31 protein-coding genes are annotated in these 25,659 nt (G+C 74.8%); 13 read left to right on the forward strand and 18 right to left on the reverse strand.

All coding sequences use genetic code 11. The features are described 5' to 3' along the window. The first annotated feature begins 26 nt into the window (after positions 1 to 26). The 3 genes from ABD823_RS23175 (at position 27) to ABD823_RS23185 (ending at position 3,204) form a co-directional block, all read left to right on the forward strand. Positions 27 to 1,124, forward strand: a complete 1,098-nt coding sequence (locus ABD823_RS23175; protein ID WP_344862930.1) for a serine/threonine protein phosphatase — start codon at positions 27 to 29, stop codon at positions 1,122 to 1,124. A 341-nt stretch (positions 1,125 to 1,465) separates the two neighbouring features. Beyond that, complete coding sequence (locus ABD823_RS23180) at positions 1,466 to 1,885, forward strand: YciI family protein (RefSeq protein ID WP_344862998.1); 420 nt, start codon at positions 1,466 to 1,468, stop codon at positions 1,883 to 1,885. Beyond that, the gene (locus ABD823_RS23185) at positions 1,882 to 3,204 is read left to right on the forward strand and encodes an RNA polymerase sigma factor (protein WP_344862932.1); all 1,323 of its coding nucleotides are present in this window, start codon (positions 1,882 to 1,884) and stop codon (positions 3,202 to 3,204) included. Before ABD823_RS23180 ends, ABD823_RS23185 begins: the two co-directional genes overlap by 4 nt. 51 nt (positions 3,205 to 3,255) lie before the next feature. Here the strand turns inward: ABD823_RS23185 and ABD823_RS23190 are convergent, their stop codons facing one another. From ABD823_RS23190 to ABD823_RS23200, 3 genes are all read right to left on the reverse strand, one after another. Continuing rightward, positions 3,256 to 3,633 (reverse strand): GntR family transcriptional regulator, encoded by a 378-nt coding sequence (locus ABD823_RS23190; RefSeq protein ID WP_344862934.1) that lies wholly within the window; start codon positions 3,631 to 3,633, stop codon positions 3,256 to 3,258. Then, positions 3,630 to 4,442, reverse strand: a complete 813-nt coding sequence (locus ABD823_RS23195; protein ID WP_344862936.1) for a hypothetical protein — start codon at positions 4,440 to 4,442, stop codon at positions 3,630 to 3,632. Before ABD823_RS23195 ends, ABD823_RS23190 begins: the two co-directional genes overlap by 4 nt. Before the next feature lie 202 nt (positions 4,443 to 4,644). Then, positions 4,645 to 5,619 carry a helix-turn-helix transcriptional regulator gene (locus tag ABD823_RS23200; RefSeq protein ID WP_344862938.1) on the reverse strand — a complete coding sequence of 325 codons (975 nt, stop codon included), beginning with the start codon at positions 5,617 to 5,619 and terminating at the stop codon, positions 4,645 to 4,647. A gap of 135 nt (positions 5,620 to 5,754) precedes the next feature. Between ABD823_RS23200 and ABD823_RS23205 the strand changes: the two genes are divergently transcribed. Then, positions 5,755 to 6,150, forward strand: a complete 396-nt coding sequence (locus tag ABD823_RS23205) for a RidA family protein (RefSeq protein WP_344863000.1) — start codon at positions 5,755 to 5,757, stop codon at positions 6,148 to 6,150. 192 nt (positions 6,151 to 6,342) lie between these two features. On the opposite strand, the gene ABD823_RS23210 is transcribed toward ABD823_RS23205, so the two are convergent. The 3 genes from ABD823_RS23210 to ABD823_RS23220 form a co-directional block, all read right to left on the reverse strand. Continuing rightward, a complete protein-coding gene (locus ABD823_RS23210) occupies positions 6,343 to 6,645 on the reverse strand; it encodes a hypothetical protein (protein ID WP_344862940.1) in 303 nt (100 codons plus the stop codon). A 288-nt stretch (positions 6,646 to 6,933) separates the two neighbouring features. Further along, a complete protein-coding gene (locus ABD823_RS23215) occupies positions 6,934 to 7,755 on the reverse strand; it encodes an MOSC domain-containing protein (protein WP_344862942.1) in 822 nt (273 codons plus the stop codon). Between the two features lie 29 nt (positions 7,756 to 7,784). Continuing rightward, positions 7,785 to 8,768: a helix-turn-helix domain-containing protein gene (locus ABD823_RS23220; protein WP_344862944.1), complete on the reverse strand. Its 984-nt coding sequence runs from the start codon at positions 8,766 to 8,768 to the stop codon at positions 7,785 to 7,787. 110 nt (positions 8,769 to 8,878) lie between these two features. Here ABD823_RS23220 and ABD823_RS23225 point away from each other — a divergent pair, with 110 nt between their 5' ends. Further along, on the forward strand, positions 8,879 to 9,907 hold the full coding sequence (locus ABD823_RS23225) for a saccharopine dehydrogenase NADP-binding domain-containing protein (RefSeq protein WP_344862946.1): 1,029 nt from the start codon (positions 8,879 to 8,881) through the stop codon (positions 9,905 to 9,907). A gap of 152 nt (positions 9,908 to 10,059) precedes the next feature. Here ABD823_RS23225 and thrS read toward each other — a convergent pair whose 3' ends face one another. The 5 genes from thrS to ABD823_RS23250 all read right to left on the reverse strand — a co-directional run bounded on the left by thrS (position 10,060) and on the right by ABD823_RS23250 (position 14,817). Then, a complete protein-coding gene (gene thrS / locus ABD823_RS23230) occupies positions 10,060 to 11,343 on the reverse strand; it encodes a threonine--tRNA ligase (protein ID WP_425566644.1) in 1,284 nt (427 codons plus the stop codon). Between the two features lie 120 nt (positions 11,344 to 11,463). Next, positions 11,464 to 12,780 (reverse strand): RNA polymerase sigma factor, encoded by a 1,317-nt coding sequence (locus ABD823_RS23235; RefSeq protein WP_344862950.1) that lies wholly within the window; start codon positions 12,778 to 12,780, stop codon positions 11,464 to 11,466. A gap of 80 nt (positions 12,781 to 12,860) precedes the next feature. Further along, positions 12,861 to 13,223 carry a YciI family protein gene (locus ABD823_RS23240; RefSeq protein ID WP_344862952.1) on the reverse strand — a complete coding sequence of 121 codons (363 nt, stop codon included), beginning with the start codon at positions 13,221 to 13,223 and terminating at the stop codon, positions 12,861 to 12,863. Between the two features lie 58 nt (positions 13,224 to 13,281). Then, on the reverse strand, positions 13,282 to 13,803 hold the full coding sequence (locus tag ABD823_RS23245) for a nucleoside deaminase (RefSeq protein ID WP_344863002.1): 522 nt from the start codon (positions 13,801 to 13,803) through the stop codon (positions 13,282 to 13,284). Between the two features lie 153 nt (positions 13,804 to 13,956). Then, positions 13,957 to 14,817, reverse strand: coding sequence for an SDR family oxidoreductase (locus ABD823_RS23250; RefSeq protein WP_344862954.1), 861 nt, complete (start codon positions 14,815 to 14,817; stop codon positions 13,957 to 13,959). A 130-nt stretch (positions 14,818 to 14,947) separates the two neighbouring features. Between ABD823_RS23250 and ABD823_RS23255 the strand changes: the two genes are divergently transcribed. Continuing rightward, complete coding sequence (locus tag ABD823_RS23255; RefSeq protein ID WP_344862956.1) at positions 14,948 to 15,364, forward strand: winged helix-turn-helix transcriptional regulator; 417 nt, start codon at positions 14,948 to 14,950, stop codon at positions 15,362 to 15,364. 166 nt (positions 15,365 to 15,530) lie between these two features. Here ABD823_RS23255 and ABD823_RS23260 read toward each other — a convergent pair whose 3' ends face one another. The 3 genes from ABD823_RS23260 to ABD823_RS23270 form a co-directional block, all read right to left on the reverse strand. Further along, a complete protein-coding gene (locus tag ABD823_RS23260; RefSeq protein ID WP_344862958.1) occupies positions 15,531 to 16,061 on the reverse strand; it encodes a pyridoxamine 5'-phosphate oxidase family protein in 531 nt (176 codons plus the stop codon). Between the two features lie 211 nt (positions 16,062 to 16,272). Then, positions 16,273 to 16,662, reverse strand: coding sequence for a VOC family protein (locus tag ABD823_RS23265; protein WP_344862960.1), 390 nt, complete (start codon positions 16,660 to 16,662; stop codon positions 16,273 to 16,275). Positions 16,663 to 16,911: 249 nt separating this feature from the next. Next, positions 16,912 to 17,271 (reverse strand): DUF4267 domain-containing protein, encoded by a 360-nt coding sequence (locus tag ABD823_RS23270; protein WP_344862961.1) that lies wholly within the window; start codon positions 17,269 to 17,271, stop codon positions 16,912 to 16,914. 84 nt (positions 17,272 to 17,355) lie between these two features. Here ABD823_RS23270 and ABD823_RS23275 point away from each other — a divergent pair, with 84 nt between their 5' ends. Next, positions 17,356 to 17,931 (forward strand): TetR/AcrR family transcriptional regulator, encoded by a 576-nt coding sequence (locus ABD823_RS23275; RefSeq protein WP_344862963.1) that lies wholly within the window; start codon positions 17,356 to 17,358, stop codon positions 17,929 to 17,931. A gap of 76 nt (positions 17,932 to 18,007) precedes the next feature. Here ABD823_RS23275 and ABD823_RS23280 read toward each other — a convergent pair whose 3' ends face one another. Continuing rightward, positions 18,008 to 18,895, reverse strand: coding sequence for a LysR family transcriptional regulator (locus ABD823_RS23280; protein ID WP_344862965.1), 888 nt, complete (start codon positions 18,893 to 18,895; stop codon positions 18,008 to 18,010). Positions 18,896 to 19,167: 272 nt separating this feature from the next. Between ABD823_RS23280 and ABD823_RS23285 the strand changes: the two genes are divergently transcribed. The 5 genes from ABD823_RS23285 to ABD823_RS23305 all read left to right on the forward strand — a co-directional run bounded on the left by ABD823_RS23285 (position 19,168) and on the right by ABD823_RS23305 (position 22,885). Then, a complete protein-coding gene (locus ABD823_RS23285; RefSeq protein ID WP_344862967.1) occupies positions 19,168 to 19,512 on the forward strand; it encodes an ArsR/SmtB family transcription factor in 345 nt (114 codons plus the stop codon). Further along, positions 19,509 to 20,210: a cation efflux transmembrane domain-containing protein gene (locus ABD823_RS23290; protein WP_344862969.1), complete on the forward strand. Its 702-nt coding sequence runs from the start codon at positions 19,509 to 19,511 to the stop codon at positions 20,208 to 20,210. The genes ABD823_RS23285 and ABD823_RS23290 overlap by 4 nt, the downstream gene beginning before the upstream one ends. Before the next feature lie 2 nt (positions 20,211 to 20,212). Then, positions 20,213 to 20,839, forward strand: a complete 627-nt coding sequence (locus ABD823_RS23295) for a methyltransferase family protein (protein WP_344862971.1) — start codon at positions 20,213 to 20,215, stop codon at positions 20,837 to 20,839. Positions 20,840 to 20,914: 75 nt separating this feature from the next. After that, entirely contained in the window at positions 20,915 to 21,850 is a 936-nt protein-coding gene (locus tag ABD823_RS23300; RefSeq protein ID WP_344862973.1) for a cation diffusion facilitator family transporter, read from the forward strand. A 108-nt stretch (positions 21,851 to 21,958) separates the two neighbouring features. Further along, complete coding sequence (locus tag ABD823_RS23305) at positions 21,959 to 22,885, forward strand: 3-oxoacyl-ACP reductase (protein ID WP_344862975.1); 927 nt, start codon at positions 21,959 to 21,961, stop codon at positions 22,883 to 22,885. Between the two features lie 22 nt (positions 22,886 to 22,907). Here the strand turns inward: ABD823_RS23305 and ABD823_RS23310 are convergent, their stop codons facing one another. Further along, the gene (locus tag ABD823_RS23310) at positions 22,908 to 24,149 is read right to left on the reverse strand and encodes an MFS transporter (RefSeq protein ID WP_344862977.1); all 1,242 of its coding nucleotides are present in this window, start codon (positions 24,147 to 24,149) and stop codon (positions 22,908 to 22,910) included. A 246-nt stretch (positions 24,150 to 24,395) separates the two neighbouring features. Then, complete coding sequence (locus tag ABD823_RS34690; protein ID WP_425566645.1) at positions 24,396 to 24,536, reverse strand: LmrA/YxaF family transcription factor; 141 nt, start codon at positions 24,534 to 24,536, stop codon at positions 24,396 to 24,398. Positions 24,537 to 24,552: 16 nt separating this feature from the next. On the opposite strand from ABD823_RS34690, the gene ABD823_RS34695 reads away from it, so the two are divergent. Continuing rightward, positions 24,553 to 24,753 (forward strand): hypothetical protein, encoded by a 201-nt coding sequence (locus ABD823_RS34695; protein ID WP_425566646.1) that lies wholly within the window; start codon positions 24,553 to 24,555, stop codon positions 24,751 to 24,753. Here ABD823_RS34695 and ABD823_RS23320 read toward each other — a convergent pair. Continuing rightward, the gene (locus ABD823_RS23320; RefSeq protein WP_344862979.1) at positions 24,743 to 25,654 is read right to left on the reverse strand and encodes an SDR family NAD(P)-dependent oxidoreductase; all 912 of its coding nucleotides are present in this window, start codon (positions 25,652 to 25,654) and stop codon (positions 24,743 to 24,745) included. The two genes, ABD823_RS34695 and ABD823_RS23320, sit on opposite strands and share 11 nt — an antisense overlap. Between the last annotated feature and the right edge of the window lie 5 nt (positions 25,655 to 25,659).

Here is a 25,659-nt window from a genome sequence, read left to right on the forward strand (position 1 = left end):
TGGAGCCGCAGGACACACGGTCGGACATGTCGCGACGTGCGCGTGTCGGCAGATACGGCGAGGTCGCGAGCGCGCTGGCGCTGCACAGCGACCGGCAGCTCGGCGAGGCCCTGGAGCAGGCGCGGGTGCTGGGCTCGGGGGTCGGCGGCACCTCGGTGCTGCTGGACGTCGACGGGGTGCCGGTCTTCGCCAAGCGGATCCCGCTGACCGACCTGGAGCGCCGCGCGGGCAACGTGATGTCCACCGCGAACCTGTTCGGGGTGCCCGCGTTCTGCCAGTACGGAATCGCCGAGTTCGCCGGGCCGGGCTTCGGCGCATGGCGTGAGCTCGCGGCCGGCGTCATGACGACCAACTGGGTCCTGACCGGGCGCAGCGCGGCCTTCCCCCTGCTGTACCACTGGCGCGTGCTGCCGGGAGCGCCGCCGCCCACCGAGGAGCACGCCGACGTCGAGGCGGTCGTGCGGTACTGGGACGGCTCACCGGCGGTGCGGGACCGTCTCCACGCCCTCGCCCGCGCCTCGGCCGGCATCGTGCTGTTCCAGGAGTTCATCCCCCACCGCCTCGACGACTGGCTCACCGCCCGGCTCGCCGCCGGCCGGGACGCCGCGGTGGCGGCGGGCGCCATGGTCGAGTCGTGCCTGCTCGCCGACGTGGCCTTCATGAACGGCCAGGGGCTGATGCACTTCGACGGCCACTTCGGCAACATCCTCACCGACGGTGAACGCCTGTACATCGCCGACCTCGGACTCGCGACCTCCCCCCGGTTCGACCTGTCCGCGCAGGAGGCCGGGTTCCTGGAGCGCAACCGGACCCACGACCTCGGGTACGCGCTGATGCGGCTGGTCAACTGGCTCGTCACCCATGTCTGCGGGGTGGAGGACCCGCAGTACGGCGGTCCCGCGCGGCGCAACGAGTACGTCCGCGCGTGCGCGGCCGGCGCGGACCCCGTCGGCGCCCCGCCGGCCGTGGCCGCGACGATCCGCCGGTACGCACCCGTGGCGGCGGCCATGAACGACTTCTACTGGGACCTGTTCGGCACCAGCAGGACGACGCCGTATCCGGGCGAGGAGATCGAACACGCCATGAGGGCCCGCCGCCGGGACCCGCATGACCGGACGCGATGAAGCCGATCACACCGTAGACGGCGCCGCCGCGGTCAGGACGTCGGCCGGATGCGGGTCGCCGTGGAGTCATGGCGCCGGGCCCGCCCAGCCGGGCGCGGCGGCGTCCTCCCAGAGCGCGCGGGCACCGGCCCAACGGCTCGACCGGCGCCGAGGCCGGCGTGTACGCTAACCAATGATCTTGGAAAAGGTCCGGGATCCGCCCGCCGCGGACAGGCCGTGGCCCGCCGGCGGATTCCCCGCGGAAAAAGATCCGGCGCCGTGTCGATCCGCAGCGCCGCCCGTTCGACCTACGCGTGGCAGAAGCCGAGACCCACCCGGACGACCCCGAGGAGACACCGACCATGAAGTACATGCTGATCTGGCGCGCCACCGACGAGGCCCTCGCGAAGATGGGCGACGTCGGCTTCGGCCAGATGCTGGAGACCGTCGGCCGCTACAACGACGAGCTGGTCCGGGCCGGCGTCCTGGTCGCCGCCGAGGGGCTGGCCGACGCCGCCGAGGGCGTGGTCGTCGACTACTCCTCCGACCCGCCGGTGGTCACCGACGGCCCCTACGGCGAGACCAAGGAGCTGTTCAACGGCTTCTACATCCTCAACGTCGCCTCCAAGGAGGAGGCCGTCGAGTGGGCCAGGCGCGCGCCGGTCACCGGACCGGGCTTCAAGACCGAGATCCGCCGGGTCACCACGATCGACGAGTTCCCGCAGGACAACGAGTGGATTCAGAAGGAGCGGGCGTGGCGCGAGGCCACCGGCCAGCTGTGAGCGGATCGACGGGGACCGACGGGAACCGGCAGCGGGCGGCTGATCCCACCGGCCGCCAGGCCGTCGCCGCCGTCTGGCGGATCGAGTCCGCGCGGATCGTCGGTGCGCTGGCCCGCTACACCGGCGACTTCGCGCTGGCCGAGGACCTGGCCCAGGAGGCGCTGGCCGAGGCGCTGGTGACCTGGCCGCGCGAAGGGGTGCCCCGCCATCCCGCGGGATGGCTGCTGACCGTCGGCAGGCGCCGTGCGATCGACGCCTTCCGGCGGCGCTCGGCCCTGGACGACCGGTACGCCGCTCTCGCCCGTGACCTGGGCGAGGGCGGCGCCGCCTCGGGCGGCGCACCGGCCGATCCCCGCCAGGCCCAGGACGTGCTGTGGGATCCGGACCAGATCGACGACGACCTGCTCGCGCTGATGTTCATCTCCTGCCATCCCGTGCTGTCGCGGGAGGCGCGGGTGGCGCTCACCCTGCGGGTGGTCGGCGGTCTGACCAGCGACGAGATCGCCCGGGTGTTCCTGGTGCCGACCGCCACCGTGCAGGCCCGCATCACCCGGGCCAAGAAGACCCTCGGGGCGGCCCGGGTGCCGTTCACCGTGCCGTCCGCCCGGGAGCGGGCCGAGCGGCTCGGCTCGGTCCTCAGCGTGATCTACCTGATCTTCACCGAGGGGTCCTCGGCCGGCTCGGGTGAGGACCTGATCCGGCTGGATCTGGCGAGCGAGGCCCTGCGGCTCGCGCGGGTGCTGGCCCGCCTGACGCCGGACGAGCCCGAGGTGCACGGCCTGCTGGCGCTGCTGGAGCTGACCGCGGCGCGCTTCCCCGCCCGCATCGGGCCGGACGGCGCGCCGGTGCTGCTGGAGCATCAGGACCGCCGCCGCTGGGACCGCGCCGCGGTCGGCCGGGGGCGGGCCGCGCTGGCCCGCGCCGGGCAGGCCGGCCGGGGCCTGGGCGCCTACGGCCTGCAGGCGGCGATCGCCGAATCCCACGCCCTGGCCCCGTCGGTCGAGGAGACGGACTGGGAGCGGATCGTGCTGCTGTACGAGGCGCTCGGCCGGCTGGCGCCCTCGCCCGTGGTCGAGCTCAACCGGGCGGTGGCGGTCTCCATGGCGCGGGGAGCGGCAGCGGCGCTGCCGATCACGGACGAGCTGGTGGCCGCCGGGGCGCTGGCGGGCTCGCATCTGCTGCCGAGCGTGCGCGGGGAGCTGCTGACCCGCCTGGGCCGTACCGACGAGGCGCGCACCGAGCTGGAGCTGGCGGTGCGCCTGTGCGGCAACAAGCGCGAGCGGGCGGTGCTGGAGCGCAAGCTCGACGCCCTCGGATGAGCGGCGCGCAGGCGGCGGTCGCCGGCGACGTGCCCCGTGGCCGGGGCGCGGTCACGACGAGGCCGGCGCCGGCGCGCCGGACGCCAGGGCCGCCTGGACGATGCGGATCGCCTCGGCCGTGTCGATGCCGACGCTGGCGATCACGGCCGCGTAGTCGGCGGCGGCCCGGCGGGCCCGTTCCCGGCCCTCCTGACCGGCGGCCGACACGAACGAGCCCGCCCGCCCGCGCGTCTCGATCAGCCCCGCCTCCTCCAGCTCCCGGTAGGCCCGGCCGACCGTGTTGACGGCCAGGCCGAGATCGGCCGCCAGATGGCGGATGGTCGGCAACCGGGCGCCCACGGCCAGCGTGCGGTCCTGGATCTGCCGGGCGAGCTGGGCCCGCAGCTGCTCGAACGGCGGCACCGGCGAGGCCGCGTCGATGACGATCATCGGGCGCTCATGGCCTGCCGGGCCACCGCGGCGCTCGGGAGGGTCTTGAGGCGGAGCGCGACGCACGCGGCCAGGCTCAGGACCAGATAGGCGAACGCGGCGGCGCTCCACCAGCCGGGCGCGGTGCCGACCAGCACCACCGGCAGTGACCACTGCACGTTCGGCGTGGTGAGCTCGCGGGCGTTCTCAACGCGCATGATGACGTCGGCGGTCAGCGACTCCTCGTCCTCCGCCACGACCGGGAACCTGAGCAGGTGGCGCAGCTGCAGGGCGGTGATGGCCGTCGCACCGAGCAGGCCGACCAGCACGACGACGGCCAGCTGCCGCACGGTGGGCTCGGGAACGGCCAGGGCGCTTGCGGCCAGCACCATCGCACCGGCGAACGTGGCGACCGCGAAAACGGCGTACGGCAGGCCCAGTACGGCCCGCCAGCCGGGCTGGATCAGATGGGCGACCCGGCGTGACAGCACCGCGCCCGCCCGCTGGTCGACGCGTCGCACCCACCGGTCGAGCAGCGACTGCGCCAGCAGCAGCCCGGCCACCGACGCGACCAGGGCCGGCAACGGCAGCGGGCGATGCGGCGGGAAGCCGCCGAAAGCGGAAGTGGCGGCGAGGGCGCTCACGATGATCAGCGCGGCCAGGATGACGTAAGTGGCCAGGCGGGCGCGTTCCCGGGCCGCCAGCCGGCTGGCCAGCAGCGGGGTCGGGCGGGCGTCGGACAGGCCGTGCACGGCCAGCCACTCGCTCGCCAGCCGCAGATCGGCCGCACGCGTCGGCGGGCCGGTGTCCGGTGACGGTCCACGGGTCATCGCGCCTCCTTTGTCGCAACCTTTGTATCAAGATGATGCGTCATAGCTTGCGACAAAGTCAACGCCTTCGAGTCCTCGTCGTCCTGAGGGCGCGGGCCCGGGCTCACGCACCGCCTGCTTGAGCCGCTTCGCCGTCCGACCCGCGGAACCCCGCGAGAGGAGCGGTCCGGGTCGCGCCGGCGGCACGGGAAACCGGCGGCGCTCAGGATGACGTTGCGTAGTGGGCGGCGAGCGCGGCGGCGCGGTCGCGCAGGGAGTCGCGCAACCACTGCGGGGCCAGGGCCTCCGCGTCCGTGGCGAGCTGCCACAGCGCCCATTCGGCGTGTCTCGGGTCTTGGAAGGTCACCTCCAGCCGCAGCCGGCCGTCGGGGTCGGTTTCCTCGGCGTGGACCGCGAGCGCGGTGCCCACCAGGTCCTCCCGCCGCGCCGGGTCCAGCCGTACCAGCACGCTGACCTGGTCACCGCCGGTCCGGAAGCGCGTGCCGCGTTCCCGCCACGCCCGGTCCAGGTCGACCCGGTCCGGTCGCTGCGCGGGTTCGGCGAGCTCCTCGGCGGCCAGGATCCGGGACAGCCGGTAGGTGCGGTCCGCACCCGACCTCGTGGCCAGCAGGTAGCCCCGCTCGCGTACGGTGACCAGGCCGATCGGGTCCACCGTGCGCCACCTCGGGGCCTGGTCCGCGGCCGCGTAGCGGATGCGCAACCTGTGCCCGGCGCACACCGCGCGCAGGACCTCGGCCACCACGGCGTCGGGCACCTCCTCGGCGACCAGCCGGCGCGAGAGGAGGTCGGTCTCCGGGTCGATGAGCAACCGCCCGGCCGCGCCGGCCGCGGTTTTCCGGTGGCTTTCGGGCAGCGCGTCGACCACCTTGAGCATCGCCGAGGCGAGCGCCGAACCGAGGCCGAACACCTGCGCGCCACGCCGCGATCCGGCCACCAGCAGGGCGAGCGCCTCGTCGTGGTTCAGTCCGGTGAGCTCCGTACGGAAACCGGGCAGCAACGCGAAACCGCCGTGCCGGCCGCGTTCGGCGTAGACCGGGACGCCGGCTGCCGACAGCGCCTCGATGTCGCGCAGCACGGTGCGGGTGGACACCTCCAGCTCACGGGCCAGGGCGGCCGCCGACAGCCGACCGTGCTGTCGCAGCAGCAGCACCAGCGAGACCAACCGGTCGGCGCGCATGCGGAAACTCTATCGAGATACACGACAAAGGATGTCGTGATTCGTTGGGAGGCTGATCACCACACCGGGAAGACGGCGGTCGGCGAGCCGATCGCCGCAGGTGATGTCAACGAATCGAATGGAGCTGATATGGCGATGGAGCGAACGGCGGTCAACCCGTGGGCGTGGTCGGTGGAGCTGGGCTACAACCAGGGGGAGATCGTCTCCGGGCACACCCGGACCCTGTACTGCTCCGGGCAGACCGCGATGGACGGCGACGGCAAGCCCCGGCACGCCGGTGACATGGCGGCGCAGCTGGCGCTGAGCCTCGACAACCTGGAGGCCGTGCTCGGCGAGGCCGGCATGTCCCTGGCGAACCTCGTCCGGCTCAACGTCTACACCACCGACGTCGACCGGCTCTTCGAGCACTACGGCGTGCTGGCGTCGCGGCTGGGCGCCGCCGGGGTGGCGCCGTCCACCACGATGCTCGGGGTGACACGGCTGGCGGTCCCCGACCTGATGGTGGAGCTCGAGGGCACCGCCGTCGCCTGATGCGGCCTCGCCGCCTCCGGCAGGGCCGCCGGCCGAACCCGGTCGCCACGGCCACGGTCTGAAGGCGTGCCGGCGGTGCCGGGGCCGGTCCGGCGCCGGCCGGGGACGATCGCGCGGTCCGGCGTCGCTGCGGCCACGACGGGTCCGGCGTCGGGGGCAGGGCCCGCCGGTATGCGGGCCCTGCCCCTTCCCTCAGTCTTCGCCGTGCCAGGCGCGCAGCTCGCGGCGCGCCCGGTGACGGTCGCGGCGGCGCTCCTGGCGCCGCAGGCGGCATCCCTCCCGGCCCCCGCTGACCCCACCGAGGTCGAACACGTAGTACGCGGTGGCGCGCCAGTGGCAGCCGCTCGCGCGGTAGTTCACGGACGCGCTGTCGGCGGTGATCTCGTCCGGCAGCGTGCACGGCCCGAAGCGATGATCATGCTCGGGCACGCAGGTCACCATCGGCGCGTCGGCCATCCGCACCCACCAGGGCCGGGTCTTGTCGGTCTTGCTCATACGGTCACCTTTCGGCTCCGTGACGCCCCGGGCTGGGGCTGTCACAAGACCGGATGCACCGTGATCACCTCCGACTTCCGCATACGACATATCAGCACAGACAGTGACGCTACCGCGAACCCCGGGAGCGTGCGAGCGACGAGGCCGCGGCGTCGTCCCCCATCTGAGAGCCGCGGCATGACCGGGACCGGCGGGCGCCCCCTGCGCAGCCCTGCGGCCGGCGGTCGCCGGCGGCGGAGCCGGTGGCCGGATGCGTGCTCCGGCGGGCCCTCGGCAGGTCCGGCCGGTTCAGGCCAGGACGGTGACCGGGTCGCCGAGCCGCAGTTCGCCGCGGCCTCGGGGGACCAGGCGGATGCCGAACCAGGTCTTGCCGCCCCAGCGGCGGTGGCGGGCGAGGGTGCGCAGGGGTTCCTTGCCCCGGCGGAGGGTGACGGGGTCGTAGGTGGTGACGGCGCAGCGGTCGCAGTGTTCCGTGACGCGGAAGGCGAGCGCGCCGATGCGGATCTCGCGCCAGCCGTCCTCGGCGTACGGGGACGCGCCGTCGATGACGAGGTTGGGGCGGAACCTGGCCATGTCCAGGGGGGCGGGCGGGTCGTCCCCGCGCTCCCGGGCGCCTTCGAGGATCCACTCGTCCAGCCGGCGCAGCGAGGAGCGGGAGGTCAGCAGGATGGGGGCGTCCCCGGCGAAGCTGACGACATCACCGGGCAGGCCGCCGTGGGAGGGCGGGACGGCGCAGCGGTTGGGGTCGTCGAGCCAGACCAGGCGGGCGGGTCTGCCGAGCAGGCGGGTGAACCAGGCGTGGGCGCCGGAGTCGGCGAGTATCGCGAAGTCCAGCTCGACGAAGCCCACGGGGACGTTCTCCCCGGTGGCCGGGGGGACCCTCAGCCGGGGCAGCCCCGGCGCGTCGAGCAGCAGCCCGTCGTCGTCGGTGACCTCGGCGGTGACGGACAGCAGCCGGGGGTTCTCCCCGGCCCAGTGCAGTCCGCCGTGCTCGTCCACGACGGCCCAGCGGCGGTCCTCCGCCAGCCCCCAGGGCTCCACGACCGCCGAAGCCACCGCTCGCCCCGAAACCGACTTGACCGGATATTTCAGGATCTCGGCTAGCTCCACCCCGCCACCATACGTCTGAGAGAGCGCTTTCACGAGTCTGGCCGGCCCGGCGGCCGGCCGCCGCCCTCCGGTCCGGGGCGGGAGCGGAAGGTGCGGCGGTAGGTGTCCGGCGGCACACCCACCGTGCGGTTGAAGTGCCGGCGCAGTGTCGTGGCGGTGCCCATGCCGGTGGCCGCCGCGATGGCCTCGACGCTGTCGTCGGTGGTCTCCAGCAGCTCCTGGGCGTGACGGATCCGCTGGGTCAGCAGCCACTGCAGCGGGGTGGTCCCGGTCACCGACCTGAAGTGCCGGCCCAGGGTGCGCGAGCTCATGTTCGCCCGGCGGGCCAGGTCCTCCACGGTCAGCGGGCGGTCCAGCCGCTCGATCACCCAGGGGAGCAGCCCGGCGAGCGGGTGGTTGTCCGGAGCGGGCACCGGGGTGGTGACGAACTGGGCCTGGCCGCCGTCCCGGTGCGGCGGCACGACCAGGCGGCGGGCGACCGCGTTGGCGACCGACGAGCCGTGGTCGAGGCGGACCAGGTGCAGGCACAGGTCCATGGCGGCGGCCTTGCCCGCGGAGGTGAGCACGCTGCCGTTGTCCACGTACAGCACGTCCGGGTCCACCTCCACCCGGGGGTGGCGCGCGGCCAGTTCCCGGGCGTGCGCCCAGTGCGTGGTCGCGCGCCTGCCGTCCAGCAGGCCGGCGGCGGCCAGGATGAACGCGCCCGTGCAGAGGGAGGCCACCCGCGCGCCGGCCTCGTGGGCCGCACGCACCGCCTCGACCAGGTCGGCGGGGGGATCCACGTCGACGTCGGCCCAGCCCGGGACGATCACGGTGCGGGCGCGCGGGAGGTGGTCGAGGCCGTGGTCGGGTTCCAGCCGGAACCGGCCGGCCCGCACGGCGCCCGGCCCGCAGACGGTGAAGCCGTACCAGGGGTCGGCCAGGTGTGTCAGATCGGATCCGAAGACCTCGTAGGCCAGGGACAGCTCGAAGTGCAGCATCCCGTCGGTGACGGCCAGCGCGACAGTGTGCATGTCCGGAATTGTATGGGTGATGGCGTTCCGGACACTCGTGCGGGACGCCCGCTCCCGGAAGGATCTCCGTGACGGATCGCAGAGACCATTCGAGCGCGGGGAGACGACCCATGGGATCAGGGCAGACGGTGGCGGTGTTCGGCGCGTACGGGCACACCGGGCGCTTCGTGGTGGCGCGGCTGCGGGAGCGCGGGTTCGTCCCGGTCCTGTCCGGCCGCGACGCCGGCAAGCTGAAGGAGCTGGCCTACGAGACCGGGCTGGAGGCCCGGCCGGCGTCGGTCGGCGACCCGGCCTCGCTCGACCGCGCGCTGGCCGGCGCGGCGGCCGCCGTCAACTGCGCCGGGCCCTTCGCCACGACGGCCGCCCCCGTGATCGAGGCGGCGCTGCGCGCCGGGATCCCGTACGTGGACGTGGCGGCCGAGATCGAGGCCAACCTCGACACCTTCACGCACTTCGCCGGCCGCGCCCGCGCCGCCGGGGCGGTGGTCGTGCCCGCGATGGCCTTCTACGGCGGCCTCGGCGACCTGCTGACCACCGCCGCGATGGGCGACTGGACGGCGGCCGACGAGGCGCACATCGCGTACGGGCTCAGCGGCTGGCATCCCACGGCGGGGACCCGCGCCGCGGGAGCGGTCTCCCGGCGGCGGCGGGACGGCCGGCGCGTCCGCTACGCGAACGGCCGGCTGGAGTACCGCCATGACGACCCGCCGACGCTGCAGTGGCCCTTCCCCGACCCGATGGGCCCCCGGACCGTCATCGGGGAGTTCACGATGGCCGACGTCGTCACCGTCCCCAGCCACCTGTCCATCCCCGAGGTGCGCACCTACATGACGGTCGAGGCGGCCAGGGAGCTCGCGGCCCCGGACACCCCGGCGCCGGCTCCGGCCGACGAGCTGGGGCGGTCGGCACAGACGTTCCTCGTCGACGTCGTCGTGCGCTCCGGAGGCGAGGAGCGGCGCGTCACGGCCAGGGGGCGGGACATCTACGCCGTCACCGCGCCGCTGGTGGTGGAGGCGGTCGACCGCATCCTGACCGGGCGGACCAGGACGGTCGGCGTCGCCTCCGCCGGCGAGATCTTCGACGCGCCCGGCTTCCTGCGCGCGCTGTCCCCGCACATCTCCCTGGACCCGCGCCCCTGACGGCACGCCCGGCGCGGGCGGCCCGGGCGGCCGCACCGCCGATCCGGGCGGGCCGGCGGACCCGGGCGCTCCCCTGGCGGGCCGTACGGCCGGCCCGGCCAGCCGCCGTCCGCGGCGGCCCGGATCCCCGCGCCCGGGGATCCCGGCCCGTGCTACGCGGCGGCGCCGTCCCACAGCGCGGTGGTGCGGGCGCCGACCAGGGAGCGGATGCGGGCCAGCACCTCCTCCGCGGGCCGCGCCTCGATGCGGCGCCCGTCGCGCAGGCGCAGGGCGAGGAGACCGCCGGCTGCCTCCCGCGCGCCGACGACGGCCTGGTAGGGCACGAGCCGGGCCCGGCGGATGCGGGCCCCCAGGCTGCCCCGCTCCGGGCCGGCGGCCTCGGCGCGCAGCCCGAGGTCCAGGCAGCGCCGTACGAGTGCTTCCGCGGCGGGCAGCTCGGCCTCCGACACCGCCAGGGCGACCAGCTGGACGGGGGCCAGCCAGGCGGGGAAGGCGCCGCCGTGGTGCTCGACGAGGTGGGCGACGGCGCGTTCGACGCTGCCGATGACGCTGCGGTGGACCATGACCGGGCGGTGCCGGGCGCCGTCCGCGCCGATGTAGTGCAGGCCGAACCGCTCGGGCTGGTGGAAGTCGATCTGGACGGTGGACAGGGTGGACTCGCGGCCGGCGGCGTCGGCGACCTGGACGTCGATCTTGGGCCCGTAGAACGCGGCCTCGCCCTCGGCCGCCTCGTACGGCAGGCCGGAGTCCTCCAGGACCTCGGTCAGCAGGGCCACCGAGCGCCGCCACAGCTCCGGTGCGGCGACGTACTTGCCGCCGGGGCCGGGCAGCGACAGCCGGTAGCGGGCCGGGACGACGCCCATCGCCTCGTAGGCGCTGCGGATCATCTCCAGGGCGCCGCGCGCCTCGCCGGCGGCCTGGTCGAGGGTGCAGAAGATGTGGGCGTCGTTGAGCTGGATGGCCCGCACCCGGGTCAGCCCGCCGAGCACGCCCGACGGCTCGGAGCGGTACATGCCGCCCAGCTCGGCCATGCGCAGCGGCAGCTCGCGGTGACTTCGGGAGCGGGAGCGGTAGATCAGCGCGTGGTGCGGGCACAGGCTCGGCCGCAGGACGACCTGCTCGCCGCCCAGGACCATCGCCGGGAACATGTCGTCGCTGTAGTGCGACCAGTGCCCGGAGATCTCGTACAGCTCGCGTTTGCCCAGCACGGGCGAGTACACGTGCCGGTAGCCGGCGCGCCGTTCGGCGTCGCGGACGTACTCCTCCAGGGCGTGCCGCACGGTCGCGCCGTCGGGCAGCCAGTACGGCAGGCCGGCGCCGATCAGCGGGTCGGTGTCGAACAGCTCCAGCTCGCGGCCGAGTCTGCGGTGGTCGTGCACGGTGGTCTCCTCGCGGATGCGGGAGGCGGGTACCGCGAAGCGAAAGCCCCGGGGCACTCGCCCCGGGGCTTTGAGATCAAGACAGCTGTCAGCGCGCCGGGACACTCTCCGGCGTCGTCGTCATGGCGGCACGCTGCATACCGGCGAGGGTAGCAGGCCGGACCGGCCTCCGCTTGATCACGGCCGCGCCGGGGGCCGCACCGGCCGGTCCGCCGCACCGGCGCCCGCTCCGCCCTCCGCTCCGGCGCGGACCGGGGCGAGCTCCCGCAGGCGCCGGTGCAGGAAGGCGCGCTCGACCGCGTTCTGCGTGCGGGCCATGGCCGCCTCGTAGGCGCGCGCCGCCTCCGCCCCGCGGCCCAGTCGCCGCAGCAGGTCGGCGCGGACGGCGTGGAACAGGTGGTAGCGGTCCAGGCCGAGGGTGTCGACGATCTCCAGCGCCGCCCGCGGCCCGTCGACCTCGGCGACGGCGACCGCGCGGTTGAGGGCCGCGACCGGGCTCGGCGCCAGCTCCAGGAGCAGGTCGTACAGCCGCACGATCTGCCGCCAGTCGGTGGCGGCCGCGCTCGGCGCGTCGCCGTGCACGGCGTTGATCGCCGCCTGGACCTGGTAGGGACCGGGGCGGCCGCGCCGCAGGCACGCCCGCACCAGGTCCTGGCCCTCGGCGATCAGGGCGCGGTCCCAGCGGGTGCGGTCCTGCTCGGCCAGCGGCACCAGGCTCCCGTCCGGCCCGGTACGGGCGGCCCGCCGGGACTCGGTCAGCAGCATCAGCGCCAGCAGCCCCAGCACCTCCGGCTCGTCGGGCATGAGCCCGGCCAGCAGGCGGCCCAGGCGGATCGCCTCGGCGCACAGCTCCCCGCGGACCAGCCGCTCACCCGAGTCGGCCGTGTGCCCCTCGGTGAAGATCAGGTAGATGACCGTCAGCACCGAGCGGAGCCGGTCGGGCAGGTCGGCCTCACCCGGGACGCGGTAGGGGATGCGCGCGTCCCTGATCTTGTTCTTGGCCCGGACCAGCCGCTGGGCCATGGTCGGCTCGGGCACCAGGAAGGCTCGGGCGATCTGCGCGGTGGTCAGCCCGCCCAGCAGCCGCAGGGTCAGCGCGACCCGGGCGGCGGGGGCCAGCGCGGGATGGCAGCAGGTGAACAGCAGGCGCAGCCGGTCGTCGTGCACGGGTCCCTCCTCGGCGGCGGCCCGGTCACCGGCGTGCAGCAGGGCCGCCTGGGCGTGCCGGTCCGCCCGTACGGCCTCCCGCCGGTGGCGGTCGACGGCCCGGTTGCCGGCGGTGGTGATGATCCAGCCGGCCGGGCTGGGCGGCAGCCCCTGCTCCGGCCAGCGGCGCAGCGCTGCGGCGAACGCCTCCTGGACCGCCTCCTCGGCGGCGTCGATGTCACCGAGGCGGCGGACCAGGACGGCGACCGCGCGGCCGTACTCGGCGCGGAAGACCCGCTCGACGTCCGCGGCCGACACCCCCGGCGTCCCCGGTACGGCGGGCGTCATCGCGGCCCCCGGTCACGCGCTCCGGAGCGCCGCGGGCGGCGGCCGGGCAGGGACCGGCGGCCGGTGCGCACCTCCGCCCCCTACGCCAGGTGCTCGCCGGGCTCGCCCTGGAACGGGCGCACCTCCACCGGGAGCGTGGTCGCCCGGGCGAGCTTGCGCGCCCACTCCAGCGCGGCGTCCAGATCGGGCGCCGCGATGACGGACAGCCCGCCGACGTGCTCCTTGCCCTCGGCGTACGGGCCGTCGGTGATGAGCACCTCGTCGTCGCGGACCCGCACCACGGTGGCCGCGCCCGGGTCGTGCAGCCCGCCGGAGAAGACCCACGCGCCCGAGGCCCGCAGCTCCTCGTTGAAGGCCGCCACCTCCTTCATGATCGGCTCCAGGATCTCGGGCGCGGGCGCGCCCCCGTCGGGCTGCTGGATGCTGAGCAGGTAGTGCTTCATGTCTCCGATCCTCCTCGGCCGGTCGGTGTCGCGCCGGCGTGCGCCGGCCTCTCATCCCCTATACGGACGGCCTCCCGCCGGATCGACACCGTGCCGGAGAAAAACCGCCCCGGTGGAACCTGCGGTGCAGCTCGCGCACCTGACCGGCCAGTTCGTCGGCGGGCCCTTCCACCGCCACGCCGGGAGCGACGTCCCGGATCGGCAGTGTCCGCACCGGGGGCGGCGGCACGTCGAGCTCGGCCAGCCAGGCCGACAGCTGCTCCGAGGAGGTGGCGTAGACGATGCGCCCCAGGCCCACCCAGGCGTGCGCGGCGGCGCACATGGGGCAGTGCTCGCCGGAGGTGTAGACGGTCGCCGCCGCCCGCTCCGCGGGCGTCAGGTGCGCCGCCGCCCACCGCGCCAGCTCGAACTCGGGATGCCGCGTACGGTCACCCGACGCCACCTCGTTGTGCCCTTCGGCCAGCACCGTCCCGTCCTCCGCCACCAGGACGGACCCGAACGGCTCGTCGCCCTTCTCCAGCGCCTCTGCGGCCAGCTCCACGCACCGCCGCAGATGCCGCAGATCCACTTCGTCCACGATGCGAACCTCCGCCCTGAGTCGATCGGACACCGACGATACCGGCGGGCTCCCGCGTACCGGAGCATCCGATCCGGCGCTTCGCCCGCCGCGGGCGGTGCCGGATCGGTGCCGGATCGCGGCCGGCCCGGAGCGGGACGGGGCGGCCGCGGGGGTTCAGCCCCTGAGGGCCGCGGCGACGGTCTCGGCCAGCGGGGTGGTGGGACGGCCCAGCAGGGCGGACAGGTCGCCGGTGACGGTGGCCAGGGCGCCCTGGGAGATCTTGACGTCGGCGTCGACGAGCATGTCGACGACGAAGCCCGGAAGGCCCGCGCCGGTGAGGATCTGCGCGTACCGCTCGGCGGGCAGGTCGGTGTAGGCGACCGGCGTACCGGAGACGCGCGCGGCCTCGGCGGCCAGGTCGGCCAGGGACCAGGCGGTGTCCCCGGTCAGTTCGTAGACCCGGCCCGCCTGGTCGTCGGAGGTGAGCACGATCGCGGCCGCCTCGGCGTAGTCGGTGCGGGCGGCCGAGGCGATGCGGCCGTCGCCGGCGCTGCCGGCGATCGCGCCGCGGGCGACGGCGTCGGCCAGTGTGGCGGTGTAGTTCTCGGTGTACCAGTTGTTGCGCAGCAGGACGGTCGGCAGGCCGGCGGCGGCCAGGGCGGCCTCGGTGTCGCGGTGGACGCGGGCCAGGCCGATCGGGTTGGTGTCGGCGCCGGCGATCGAGGTGTAGGCGACCAGGCCGACGTTCGCCTCCAGGGCGGCGGTCACGACCGCGCGGTGCTGGGTGATGCGCAGGTCGTCGGGGCCGTTGGCGGAGACGAACAGCAGCTTGTCGGCGCCGGCGAGGGCCGGGGCCAGGGTGGCGGGCCGGTCGTAGTCGGCCGTGCGGACCTCCACGCCGCGCGCGGCCAGGCCCGCGGCCCTGGCCGGGTCGCGGACGGCGACGGCGATCTCAGCGGCGGGCACGCCGCGGTCGAGCAGGTGTTCCACGGCCAGGCGGCCGAACGGTCCGGTGGCTCCGGTGACGACGATCATCGTGATGTCCTTGGCGGCAGGTGGCGGGCGGGGAAGCGGCGGGTCGTCGGACCGGCCGGACCTCACTATACGCTTTCAAATCTACAGCGCAAACTTTTTCACAGTGCTGCGTGTCGGGTAGCATGGCGGCATGGACGCATCGACGCCTCCCGCCGCCGGGGCGGACCACCGGGCCGAGGAGCTCGCGTTCAACGTGTTCGCCCGCGCCTGCCCCTCCCGGGCGGCGCTGGAGCATCTCACCGGCCGCTGGGGCGTGCTGGTCCTGACGGGGCTGCACGAGGGCCCGGCCCGCTTCAACGCCCTGCGCCGCCGCGTCGACGGGGTGAGCGAGAAGATGCTCGCCCAGACCCTGCAGACGCTGGAGCGCGACGGGTTCGTCCGCCGCGAGGTCCACGCCGTCATGCCGCCCCGTGTGGAGTACAGCCTCACCGAGCTGGGCCGCGCCACCGCCGCCAAGCTGCTCGACCTCATCGGCCACCTGCACTCCCACATGCCCGCGGTCCTGGCCGCCCGGCACGACTACGACCTGCGGCAGGACGGCGGCTGACCCCCTCCCCCGGCCCCCGGGAGGCCCCGGCGACGCCGGCCGGGGATGCGCGCCTCGGACCGCGGCCGGTCGAGCGCGGCCGCGCCGCCGGGGCCGCGGCGTCACCGCCGCCCCGCCGGGCGCGGCCTCACCGCCCGCTCCCGCGCGGCTCCCTCCCGGTCCTCGATCAGGACCGGTGCGCCGCGGTGAGCTTCGCGACGTCGGCGGCGTAGACGGTCATCCAGTGCGGATGCAGCCGGTAGTAGACCACCTCGTCGTCCCAGTCGAAGGCGTCGTCGCCGTAGAAGCCCTTGAAGTAGGCGAGCAGGTCCGGCCAGTCCGCGGCGGGTTCGCCGTCGAGGGGGTTGAGGATCTCCACCGTGCCGTGCGTGAACACGCCCAGGTCCTCACCGCGCAGGTGCGCGGCGCTGACGGCGGGCCGGACGGCGAGATGGCGGGCCTTGGCCGCACCGCGCGCCGTGCCGAAGTGCCACTTCCCGTGCAGGAAGTGGCCGTCCACGCCGCTGATCCGCGGCTCGCCCTTCGCCGTCACGGTGGACAGGGCGAGGGTGCACATGCCGGTGAGGACCCGGGTGAGCTGCTCCGCGGTCAGCGTGCGCTCGCCGCTGATGATCGAGCGGAGGTGCGGGGTGGAGCGGGAGAGGGAGGCGTCGAGGAGGGCCTGGAGCTCTCCGAGCTCTTCTGGCGTTTCGTGCATCGGGGTCCTTGTCTGTCGTCCGTGGGCCCGCCCGGCGCCCGGCATCGGCGCCGACCGGCGAGACCATGTTCGACTCGAAACCCGACATCTTGTGTCATGTTTTCTTCGCCCGTGCCTCGGGCCGCGGTGAGGTCGTCCGTGCCGGTCCGACGGCCGTGGTCCGGGCGGGCCGTGCCCGGCGGACCCGTGGCGCCCGTGTCCGGGCTCGGCCTCACCCGGCGTCCGGGCCGACGCCGCCGGGCGCGATCCACTCGGTCAGCTCGACGACGATGCCGTTGGGGTCGGTGAGGCGCATCAGCCACTCACTCCACGGGTTGCGCCGCAGCGGCCCGGTGACGGGTGCGCCCTCGGCGCGCAGGCGCGCGTGTTCTCTGACGAGATCGGTGACCGCGAACGACACCACCGGCTGCGCGGTCCGCTCCCGCGGCCGTTCGAGGTCGCGCCGGCGCAGCAGGATGTCGGGGGCCGCGTCGTCGCGGCTCAGCCAGGTGAGATCCGGGGCGTCGAGCACCTCGCGGAAGTCCAGATAGGTCGTGAAGAAATGGCGGGAGCTCGCCGGATCGTCGACGGTGAAGACAACGGTCGAGGCGATTATGTTCATGTCTCTACTCGTATGTGATTTTTCATAACGTTTCCTTCCCGTAGGGCGATCCGCCCAGATCAAGGTTGCCGGTACGGCGTGACCGGGACAACGACGGATCCGGCAACGCTGCGTTAACCGCGGGCTTAACGCCGCGGGAGCTCCGCGGCCCGCGGGATCTCCCCCGGCACCGGCCGGAGGACGCGCCGCGGCCGGCCCGGTGCGGTGCGGCGCCGCGGGCACCGGAACTCCCCTCTGGAAGGACACGGCTCACACCAGGATGAGAACGGCCGCGGCCACCGCCATCACCGCGGCGGTGAGGCCGTGGACCCCGAACGCCACCGCCCGCGGGCCCCCGTTCCGGAGCACGACGACCATGTCGCCCAGCGGGGCGAACACACTGGCGAGAACCAGCCAGCCGAGCATGCGCTGGTCCCCCGTCACGAGGGCCGGAATCAGGACGAGCCCGGCCGTGATGTCCCGTACGCCCTTGACGGTCAGGTACGCGTTCATGGACGCGGGGACCCCGAAGCCCTCCGCCGACGCGACCGGCCGCAGCAGGAAGCGGGCACCGATGAGGATGATCCCGATGGCGACCAGTCCGGCGAGCCAGGTGGCGATGGTGACCATGCCGTCTCCTTAGATCGTTGATAGAAGTGTTAGCGACGCTAGCCTAACGGTGCTCATCTGTCTAGCGATGCTAGAATCCGGAGGGTGTCCACACAGCAGCGCAGAGAACGCGAACGCGCCCAGCGCCACGACCTGATCGTCAAGACCGCCCGGAAGCTGGCCGAGTCCGAGGGCTGGGACGCCGTGACCACCCGCCGCCTGGCCGACGAGATCGAGTACAGCCAGCCGGTCCTGTACAGCCACTTCGCCGGCAAGGACGCCATCGTCGCGGCGGTGGCGCTGGAGGGCTTCACGGAACTGGCCGCGCGCCTGCGCACCGCGACCCGGACGGGCGAGCCGCGGGCCGCGCTGGAGGCGCTGGCCAGGGCCTACATGGAGTTCGCCGAGGAGAACCCCGCGCTGTACGACGCCATGTTCACGATGGCCGTCGACCTGCCGTTCGGCCAGGACGACACCCCGGAGCCGCTCCGGGACGGCTTCCAGGCGCTTTTGTCCGGAGTCGCGCAGTTCGCCGACGGCCGCGACCCGGCGCTCCTGACGGAGGTCGTCTGGAGCGCCCTGCACGGGCTGATCGTCCTGTCCCGCGGCGGCCGGCTTCCCGCCTCGGGCCGCGAGGCCCGCCTGACGCTGCTGCTCGACCAGCTCAGCGCCACCCGCTGACGCTGCCGCTCGACCAGCTCAGCGCCGCCCGCCGACCCGGCCGCGTACGGCCGTGGCGGCGATCTTCCCGGCGGCCTCAGCCGGGCAGCGGTCCCAGGTCGCGGACGACGCGGGCGAAGGCGCGGATCATGTCGTTCTCCGCGGCGCTGAGCCACACCGGCCCGTACGGCAGCGCGCCCATGTCCCTGACGGGCAGATAGGCGATGTCGGGGTGGGGGTAGTACCGGCTCACGTGGGCCGGGAAGAGGGCGACGGCCTCGCCGAGGACCGCGGCCATGAAGATGTCCACGAGGTTGTCCACCTTGGCGGTGCGGTCGATCGCCCGGCCCCCGGGGGTGCGCTCGGGGACGTAGTGGTCCATCCAGTAGCCGGGCACGGACTCGACGGCCACGTGCTGGAAGTCGCCGACCTCCTCCAGGGAGACCGCGGACCGCGCGGCGAGCGCGTGGCCGGCGGCCACGGCCAGCACCCTCGGCTCGGAGAAGAGCAGCGGGCCCACGGTGAGGTCCGGCTCCTCGACGGGCAGCCAGGTGACCAGGACGTCGACCTCCCCGGTGCGCAACTGGGCGAACGGGTCCGAGTAGGTCGACATCCGCAGGCGCAGCTCCCACTGCGGGTGCCGGGCGCGGAAGGTCTCCCAGTAGCGGCGCAACTCCTGGACGTTGGCGGGGAACAGGCTCACCCGGAGCGTGCCGGTCTTGCCGCGCGCGGCCAGCCGCGCCCGCTCCAGGCTCTCCGTCAGGCCCTGGTGGAGCCGGCGCAGGTCGTCCCGCAGCTGCTCGCCGAGCGGCGTGAGCCGTACGTTGCGGCTGTTCCTCGCGAAGAGCTCGGCGCCGATGGCGCGTTCCTGCTTCTTGATCGCCTGGCTGACCCGGGCCACGGAGACGTGCAGCCGCTCGGCGGCGCGGCCGAAGTGCAGCTCCTCGGCCAGGGTCAGGAAGATCTCGATGTCCCTTAGCTCCACAGTCCCGTTTCGCCCATCCGCGCCCTGTACGAGGGAAGTCTGACACATCACCCCGGAAGGCAGGCCCCTGACGGGGACCCCGCGTGCGCCGCCGACGCCTCCCGGCTCCGATGCACCCTCGATGACGCGCAACGGCGGGCGAGGGAGGCGGCCGGCGGAGGGCGGGCAGGACCTCGCGGGCGGCCCGGCCGCCCGCGCCCCGGCCTCCCCGGGAAGATCCCGACCATGTGTACACATATTCCTGAATTCAGGATTACGTGTACTATCGGGGCGTGTTGACGATCGCCTCCGAGATCGAGGTCCTCGCGCGGTTCGGCCGCGCACTGGCCGACCCGATCCGCTGCCGCATCCTGCTCACCCTGCGGCAGGCCCCGGCGCACCCGGCCGACCTGGCCGACGCGCTGGGCGTCTCCCGCACCCGGCTGAGCAACCATCTGGCCTGCCTGCGCGACTGCGGCCTGGTCGTGGCCGTGCCCGTCGGCCGCCGCACCCGCTACGAGCTGGCCGACGCCCGCCTGGCCCACGCCCTGGACGATCTGCGCACCGCGGTGGTGGCGGTGGCCGCCGAGGCCGAGCGCACCTGCGCCGCCGCCGAGACCGAGGGCTGCTGCCGATGACCGCGCTGTCCCTCGGCCCCTCTCCGGCGCGCCGCGCCGTCCTGACCCGCCGGATCCGGCTGCTGGTCGCCGCCACCATCACCTACAACGTGGTCGAGGCGGTCGTGGCCATCACCGCCGGCACGATCGCCTCCTCGGCCGCGCTGATCGGCTTCGGCCTGGACTCCGTCGTGGAGGTCGCCTCGGCCGCCGCGGTGGCCTGGCAGTTCTCCGCCGCCGACCACGAGCGCCGCGAGAAGGCCGCACTGCGCGCCATCGCCGTCTCGTTCTTCGCGCTGGCCGCCTACGTGACCTTCGACTCCGTGCGCGCGCTGACCGGTGCGGGCGGGGCCGAGCACTCCACGCCCGGCCTGATCCTGGCCGCCCTGTCGCTGCTGATCATGCCGTTCCTGTCGCAGGCGCAGCGCCGCGCCGGCCGCGAGCTCGGCTCCGCCTCCGCCGTCGCCGACTCCAAGCAGACTCTGCTGTGCACCTACCTGTCAGCCGCCCTGCTGGTCGGCCTGGCCCTCAACAGCCTGCTGGGCTGGGCGTGGGCCGACCCCGTCGCCGCCCTGGTCATCGCCGCCGCGGCGGTCAAGGAGGGCCGTGAGGCCTGGCGCGGGGACGCCTGCTGCGCGCCCGCCGCCGCGCCCGCCCCGGCGGCCCCGGCCTGCGCCGGCGCGGGCGGCGACTGCTGCCGCACCACGGGAAAGGACTGATCATGGCCGTCGCCGCGCTCGCGCTGTACCTGACCGGCCTGGCCCTGGCGTTCGGCTGGCGCACGTTCGCGCAGTGGCGCCGTACCGGCGACACCGGCCTGCGCCTGGACGCCGGCCCGGCCGGATCACTGTCCTGGTGGGCCAAGACCGCTTTCGTCGCCGCGCTCGTCCTCGGCCTGGCGGGACCGGTCGCCGCGCTGGCCGGTCTGGCGCCGCTGGGCGTGCTCGACCACGCGCCGGTGCGGGCCGCCGGGCTGGTGCTCGCCCTGATCGGTACCGCTGCCACGCTGGCCGCGCAACTGTCCATGGGCGCCTCCTGGCGCATCGGCGTGGACGCCGGCGAGCGCACCGCCCTGGTCACCGGCGGGCCGTTCGCCCTCGCCCGCAACCCGATCTTCACCGCCATGATCACCACCAGCGCCGGGCTGGCGCTGATGGTGCCCAACCCGGTGGCGCTGGGCGCTCTGGCCGTGCTGGTCGCCGCCGTCCAGGTGCAGGTACGCGCCGTGGAGGAGCCCTACCTGCGCAGCGTGCACGGTTCTGCCTACCGGGGGTACGCCGCCCGGGTGGGCCGGTTCGTCCCCGGCCTGGGCCGCCTGCCGCGCACCGAACCCGCCGACCGCCCCTGAGGCGGTCGTCCCTGGGGCGGTCGTCCCTGGGGCGATCACCCGACAAGACCCTCGTCACGCGAAGGAGAACCCGCTGTGGGCAGCAACCACGCACACGGCCACGGTCACGGCCGGTTGACCGCGACCGGCCGGCACCGCGGCCGCCTGGTCGGCGTGCTGGCCATCACCGGCACCGTCATGCTCGTGCAGGTGGCCGGGGCGCTGGCCTCGGGCAGCATCGCGCTGCTGGCGGACGCCGGGCACATGCTCACCGACAGCGCCGGCATCGCCCTGGCCCTGGTGGCCGCCCTGCTGGCCGCCCGCCCGGCCACCGCCAAGCGCACCTTCGGCCTGGCCCGCGCCGAGATCCTGGCCGCCGCCCTCAACGCCGCCGTGCTGTTCGGCCTCGGGGCGTACGTGCTGTACGAGGCGGCCGTCCGCCTGGCCTCCCCCGCTCCCCCGCACCTGGCCACCGGATCCATGCTGGTCTTCGGCGTCATCGGCCTGCTCGGCAACCTGGCGTCGATGCTGGTGCTGTTCGGTGTGCAGGGTGACAGCCTCAACCTGCGCGGCGCCTTCCTGGAGGTGGTCACCGACGCACTGACCTCCGTGGGCGTCATCGCCGCCGCGCTCGTGGCGCACCTGACCGGCTTCACCCGCGCCGACGCCGTCGTGGCCGTGCTGATCGGGCTGCTCATCGTGCCGCGGGCGCTGAAGCTGCTGCGCGCCGCGGTCGACGTGCTGCTGGAGGCCACCCCCGCCCACCTGGACCTCCAGGAGGTCCGCGCGCACCTGCTGGCGGTGCCGCACGTGCACGCGGTGCACGACCTGCACGCCTGGACCGTCACCTCCGGCCTGGCGGCGCTGAGCGCGCACGTCGTCATCGACGACGAGTGCTTCACCGACGGCCACGCCCCGCAGCTGCTGGACGTCCTGCAGGAGCGCCTGGCCGAGCGCTTCGACCTGCACCACGCCACCCTGCAGCTCGAATCCCCCGCCCACGCCCAGCACGAGCAGCCCGCCCACGCCTGACCGCCTCCCCCGCCCCACTCAGTGGGACTCGGCCCCCGGCCGGGGCCGGGATCCGCATTAGCTTTCCTCCACCGTGACAGAGCCCGCAGCGCGACAGGAGCCATGGACATGAGCGCGAGCACCACCCTGGAGGGCAGGACCGCCGTCGTCACCGGCGCGGGCGCCGGACTGGGCCGCAGCGAGGCGCTGGCCCTCGCCGGGCGCGGCGCCGACGTCGTCGTCAACGACGTGGACCGGACGGCGCACGACGTCGTCGCCGAGATCGAGGCGCTCGGCCGCAGGGCCGTGGCGGTGACCGGCGACGCCGGCGACTGGTCCACGGGCGAACGTCTGGTGCGGACCGCCGTGGAGGCCTTCGGCGGGCTGGACATCGTGGTCAACAACGCGGGCGTGCTCCGCGACAGGATGCTGTTCAACCTCACCGAGTCCGACTGGGACGACGTCATCCGCGTCCACCTCAAGGGCCACGCCGCGCTCTCCCGCGCGGCGGCCGCGTACTGGCGCGCGGCGAGCAAGGCCGCCGGCGGGCCGGTCTACGGCCGCGTCGTCAACACCTCCTCCGAGGCGTTCCTCTTCGGCTCCCCCGGCCAGCCCAACTACTCGGCCGCCAAGGCCGGCATCACCGCGCTGACCCTGTCCACCGCCCAGGGCCTGTCCCGGTACGGCGTGCGCGCCAACGCGATCTGCCCGCGGGCCCGCACCGGCATGACGGCGGGCGTGTTCGGCGAGGCCGCCGCCCGCTCCGAGGGCGGACTGGACGTCCTCGCCCCGGAGCGGGTGGCGACCTTCGTGAGCTACCTCGCCTCCCCGGCCGCCGACGGGATCAACGGCCAGGTGTTCGTCGTCTACGGCGACATGGTCGCGCTCCTCGCCCCGGCGACGGTCGAGCGGAAGTTCACCGCCGCCGGTGGCGTCTTCTCCGTCGAGGAGCTCGACGCGCAGCTCACGCCGTACTTCAGCGGGCGCGGGCCGTACGAGACCTTCGCCGCCCACGGCGTGGCCCGGCTCGATGCCACGGGCGCGCCGCAGGGGTGATCCCCGGGCCCGCGCCCCGTCCTTACGCGCCGCGGCGCAGGGCGAGCGCGAGGAGCCCGTACGGCAGGGCGGCCAGCGCGAAGACCGCGCCGTGCCCGGCGAACGCGGACAGGGCCGCGTAACCGCCGTAGACTCCGGCGGTCGCCAGCCCCGTGCCGAGGTTCGCCAGCGAGGTGACCGTCGCCCGGCTCGGCCCGGTGATCGCCTCCTGGAGCCGCGCGTCCGCCACCAGGCTCGCCAGCTGGAAGCCGCAGAAGGCCGCCGCGACCGCGGCGAGCCCGGCGGTCCGCCCGCTCAGCGCCCCGCCGGCCAGGGCGAGCGCGCCGAGCCCGAGCACGCCCGCGAAGGCACCGGAGCCCAGCCGCCGTCCGGTCCCGGCCAGCAGGCCGCCGGCCGCCACTCCCGTCCAGACGAGCAGCACCCACAGGGGTACCGCCCGCTCGGCGGCGCCGGTCTCCCGGGCGAGCAGGGCGACGTACTCCTCCAGCGCGCCCCAGATCGCCGCCGTGGCGGGGACGAGCAGGAGCGTGCGCCGTACGGAGCGGTCCCCCCGGACCTCGGCGAGCCCGGAGCGCAGGATCGCGGCGTACCCGCGCCAGCCGTCCGGGGCGTCCGCGTCCCCGGGCGCCCCGGCGCCGCCGGGGCCTCCCCTGCCGCCGGTCCCGGCGGGCGGGCGCGGTGCGCGGTGCTCGGGGAACAGCGCCCCGGCGGCCGCGCACAGCAGGCAGGCGAGGACGCTGGCCGCGCCCAGCGCCGGATAGCCGCCGGCGGCGAGCACCGGGCTCGCGGCGGCGGTGGCCAGCGCCACCGCGCACATGCCGGCCACCTCCGCGCGGCCGATGAGGCGGGCGTAGCGCCGGGCCTCGCCCAGCCGGTCGAGCTCCTCGTACACCAGCGCCTCGAAGGCACCCGAGACGAGCGCGCCCCGCACGCCCCACAGGACGAACCCGAGGGCGAACGACCAGTAGGAGGGGGCGACCACCCACAGGGCGAAGCCCGCGGCCGCCGGGAGCGGCGCCAGGATCAGCAGGGTCCGCCGGGAGACCGCGTCGGCCCACACGCCGGAGGGGACCTCCAGCAGGATGCCGGTCAGCGACCAGATGACGAACAAAGAGGAGATCTCGGCGACGGACAGGCCGGTGTCGGCGAACAGCAGCGCGTACACCGGGTAGAGCAGGATGAAGTCGTCGAGGAACGTGTAGACGTGGACGGCGGCGGTCAGCCGCCTCGCACGCGTGCCGGGCGTGCGTGAGGAAACGGTCATGAGGTCTTTCCTTGGGGGCGGTTCGGACGTCCGGAAGCTCGGTGCTCCCGGAGGTCCGCGGCAGCGCGCCCCGCGCCGACCTCTGCTGTGGGTTTAATGTCGCCAAGTCACGCCGGTGATTCTAGCCCCGGCCGGCCCCGCCGTGGAGATCACCGGCCCGTATTTCCCGGACCGGCCGGGACACGGCCCGGACCCCCGGAGCGGCCGGGACACGGCCCGCACCGCCCCCGGCGGGCCGCGGGAGGGTCACCCGCCCGGCGCGGCCCCCACCACCGACCGGCACAGCGCGTCCAGTTCGCCGACCACCGCGTCGAGGGGGGCCGAGCTGCGCCGGGCCTGGGCCAGCACCAGCGCGCCCTCCAGCGCGCCGACGACCAGCACCGCCACGGAGCGCGCCCGCTACGTGGCGGCCGGCACCGTCTCCCTCACCGTGTACTTCCACGCCGACGCCGGGGAGCTCGCGGCCCACGGCGAGGACTATCTCCTGGGCACCGCGCGCGCCCACCGCTTCTCACGCGGCTACTTCGACCAGACGGCCCGCCTGCGGGGGCGCGGCGGCACCCTGCTGGCCTCCAGCCACCGGCTGGTCTACTTCAAGGACTGAGCCTCCCGGCCGCGGACCGCGGGGGGGCCGCCGGGGGCGGCGACGGGGCGAGACCGGTCAGCTCCATCGCCTGGTCCCAGAGCCGCCGGGCGAGCGCGGCGTCGGTGGCGACCGGGGCGAGCGGCTGCTCCCGCTCCAGGTGGAAGTAGCGTCCCGTCACCCCGGCGACCTCCTCGGACAGGGCCAGCCTGGCGACGGGCCGGGCCCCGGTCGCCGGGCTCTTCCAGAGCAGCTTCGCGGCCTTGATCAGCAGGCCCACCGGTCCGCGCCGGTCGCCCAGCCCGGTGCGGATGACCCCGGGGTGCACCGCGTTGACGGTCACCCCCGCGTCCTTCCAGCGCTCGGCGAAACGCGGCACCAGCAGCAGGTTGCAGAGCTTGGTGTCGGCGTAGGTGCGCACCGGGTGGAAGTCCAGGCCGCGGGGGGTGCGCTCCGGGTCGGCCTGCCCCCGCAGGTAAAGGCCGGCGCTGACCTGCACGACCCTGGCACGGGCCGCGGTCAGCAGCGGCTCCAGCACGTGGTTGAGCACGAACGGCGCGAGATGGTTGACGACGAACGACCGCTCCAGCCCGTCCTCGTCCACCTCGCGGACGCTCGGCCACAGGCCGGCGTTGTGGACCAGCACGTCGATGCGCGGGCACGTCCCGCGGAGCGCCTCGGCGGTCGCGCGCGCCGCCGGGACGGTGGACAGGTCCCCCACGACGAGACGCACCGTGCCCGTCCCGGGGGCCGCGAGGGACGCCCGCGCGACCTCGCCGCGCTCCCGGTCGCGCGCCACCAGCACCACGTCGTGCCCGTGCGCGAGCAGCCGCGCGGCGACGGCGTATCCGATGCCCCGGTTGCCGCCCGTCACCACGGCCGTCGGGGCGGCGGCCGACCGGCCCGTGTCGATGCGTCCCATGGGCG

It is taken from the genome of Planomonospora alba (genome assembly GCF_039534085.1).
Classification (GTDB): Bacteria; Actinomycetota; Actinomycetes; order Streptosporangiales; family Streptosporangiaceae; genus Planomonospora_B; species Planomonospora_B alba.

Excerpts from the sequence above, each read along its gene's own strand:
- ABD823_RS23175 (WP_344862930.1), top strand. The coding sequence starts at position 27 with ATGTCGCGACGTGCGCGTGTCGGCAGATACGGCGAGGTCGCGAGCGCG.
- ABD823_RS23180 (WP_344862998.1), top strand. The coding sequence starts at position 1,466 with ATGAAGTACATGCTGATCTGGCGCGCCACCGACGAGGCCCTCGCGAAG.
- ABD823_RS23190 (WP_344862934.1), bottom strand. The coding sequence starts at position 3,633 with ATGATCGTCATCGACGCGGCCTCGCCGGTGCCGCCGTTCGAGCAGCTG.
- ABD823_RS23195 (WP_344862936.1), bottom strand. The coding sequence starts at position 4,442 with ATGACCCGTGGACCGTCACCGGACACCGGCCCGCCGACGCGTGCGGCC.
- ABD823_RS23200 (WP_344862938.1), bottom strand. The coding sequence starts at position 5,619 with ATGCGCGCCGACCGGTTGGTCTCGCTGGTGCTGCTGCTGCGACAGCAC.
- ABD823_RS23205 (WP_344863000.1), top strand. The coding sequence starts at position 5,755 with ATGGAGCGAACGGCGGTCAACCCGTGGGCGTGGTCGGTGGAGCTGGGC.
- ABD823_RS23210 (WP_344862940.1), bottom strand. The coding sequence starts at position 6,645 with ATGAGCAAGACCGACAAGACCCGGCCCTGGTGGGTGCGGATGGCCGAC.
- ABD823_RS23220 (WP_344862944.1), bottom strand. The coding sequence starts at position 8,768 with ATGCACACTGTCGCGCTGGCCGTCACCGACGGGATGCTGCACTTCGAG.
- ABD823_RS23225 (WP_344862946.1), top strand. The coding sequence starts at position 8,879 with ATGGGATCAGGGCAGACGGTGGCGGTGTTCGGCGCGTACGGGCACACC.
- ABD823_RS23235 (WP_344862950.1), bottom strand. The coding sequence starts at position 12,780 with ATGACGCCCGCCGTACCGGGGACGCCGGGGGTGTCGGCCGCGGACGTC.
- ABD823_RS23240 (WP_344862952.1), bottom strand. The coding sequence starts at position 13,223 with ATGAAGCACTACCTGCTCAGCATCCAGCAGCCCGACGGGGGCGCGCCC.
- ABD823_RS23250 (WP_344862954.1), bottom strand. The coding sequence starts at position 14,817 with ATGATCGTCGTCACCGGAGCCACCGGACCGTTCGGCCGCCTGGCCGTG.
- ABD823_RS23255 (WP_344862956.1), top strand. The coding sequence starts at position 14,948 with ATGGACGCATCGACGCCTCCCGCCGCCGGGGCGGACCACCGGGCCGAG.
- ABD823_RS23260 (WP_344862958.1), bottom strand. The coding sequence starts at position 16,061 with ATGCACGAAACGCCAGAAGAGCTCGGAGAGCTCCAGGCCCTCCTCGAC.
- ABD823_RS23265 (WP_344862960.1), bottom strand. The coding sequence starts at position 16,662 with ATGAACATAATCGCCTCGACCGTTGTCTTCACCGTCGACGATCCGGCG.
- ABD823_RS23270 (WP_344862961.1), bottom strand. The coding sequence starts at position 17,271 with ATGGTCACCATCGCCACCTGGCTCGCCGGACTGGTCGCCATCGGGATC.
- ABD823_RS23290 (WP_344862969.1), top strand. The coding sequence starts at position 19,509 with ATGACCGCGCTGTCCCTCGGCCCCTCTCCGGCGCGCCGCGCCGTCCTG.
- ABD823_RS23295 (WP_344862971.1), top strand. The coding sequence starts at position 20,213 with ATGGCCGTCGCCGCGCTCGCGCTGTACCTGACCGGCCTGGCCCTGGCG.
- ABD823_RS23305 (WP_344862975.1), top strand. The coding sequence starts at position 21,959 with ATGAGCGCGAGCACCACCCTGGAGGGCAGGACCGCCGTCGTCACCGGC.
- ABD823_RS23310 (WP_344862977.1), bottom strand. The coding sequence starts at position 24,149 with ATGACCGTTTCCTCACGCACGCCCGGCACGCGTGCGAGGCGGCTGACC.
- ABD823_RS23320 (WP_344862979.1), bottom strand. The coding sequence starts at position 25,654 with ATGGGACGCATCGACACGGGCCGGTCGGCCGCCGCCCCGACGGCCGTG.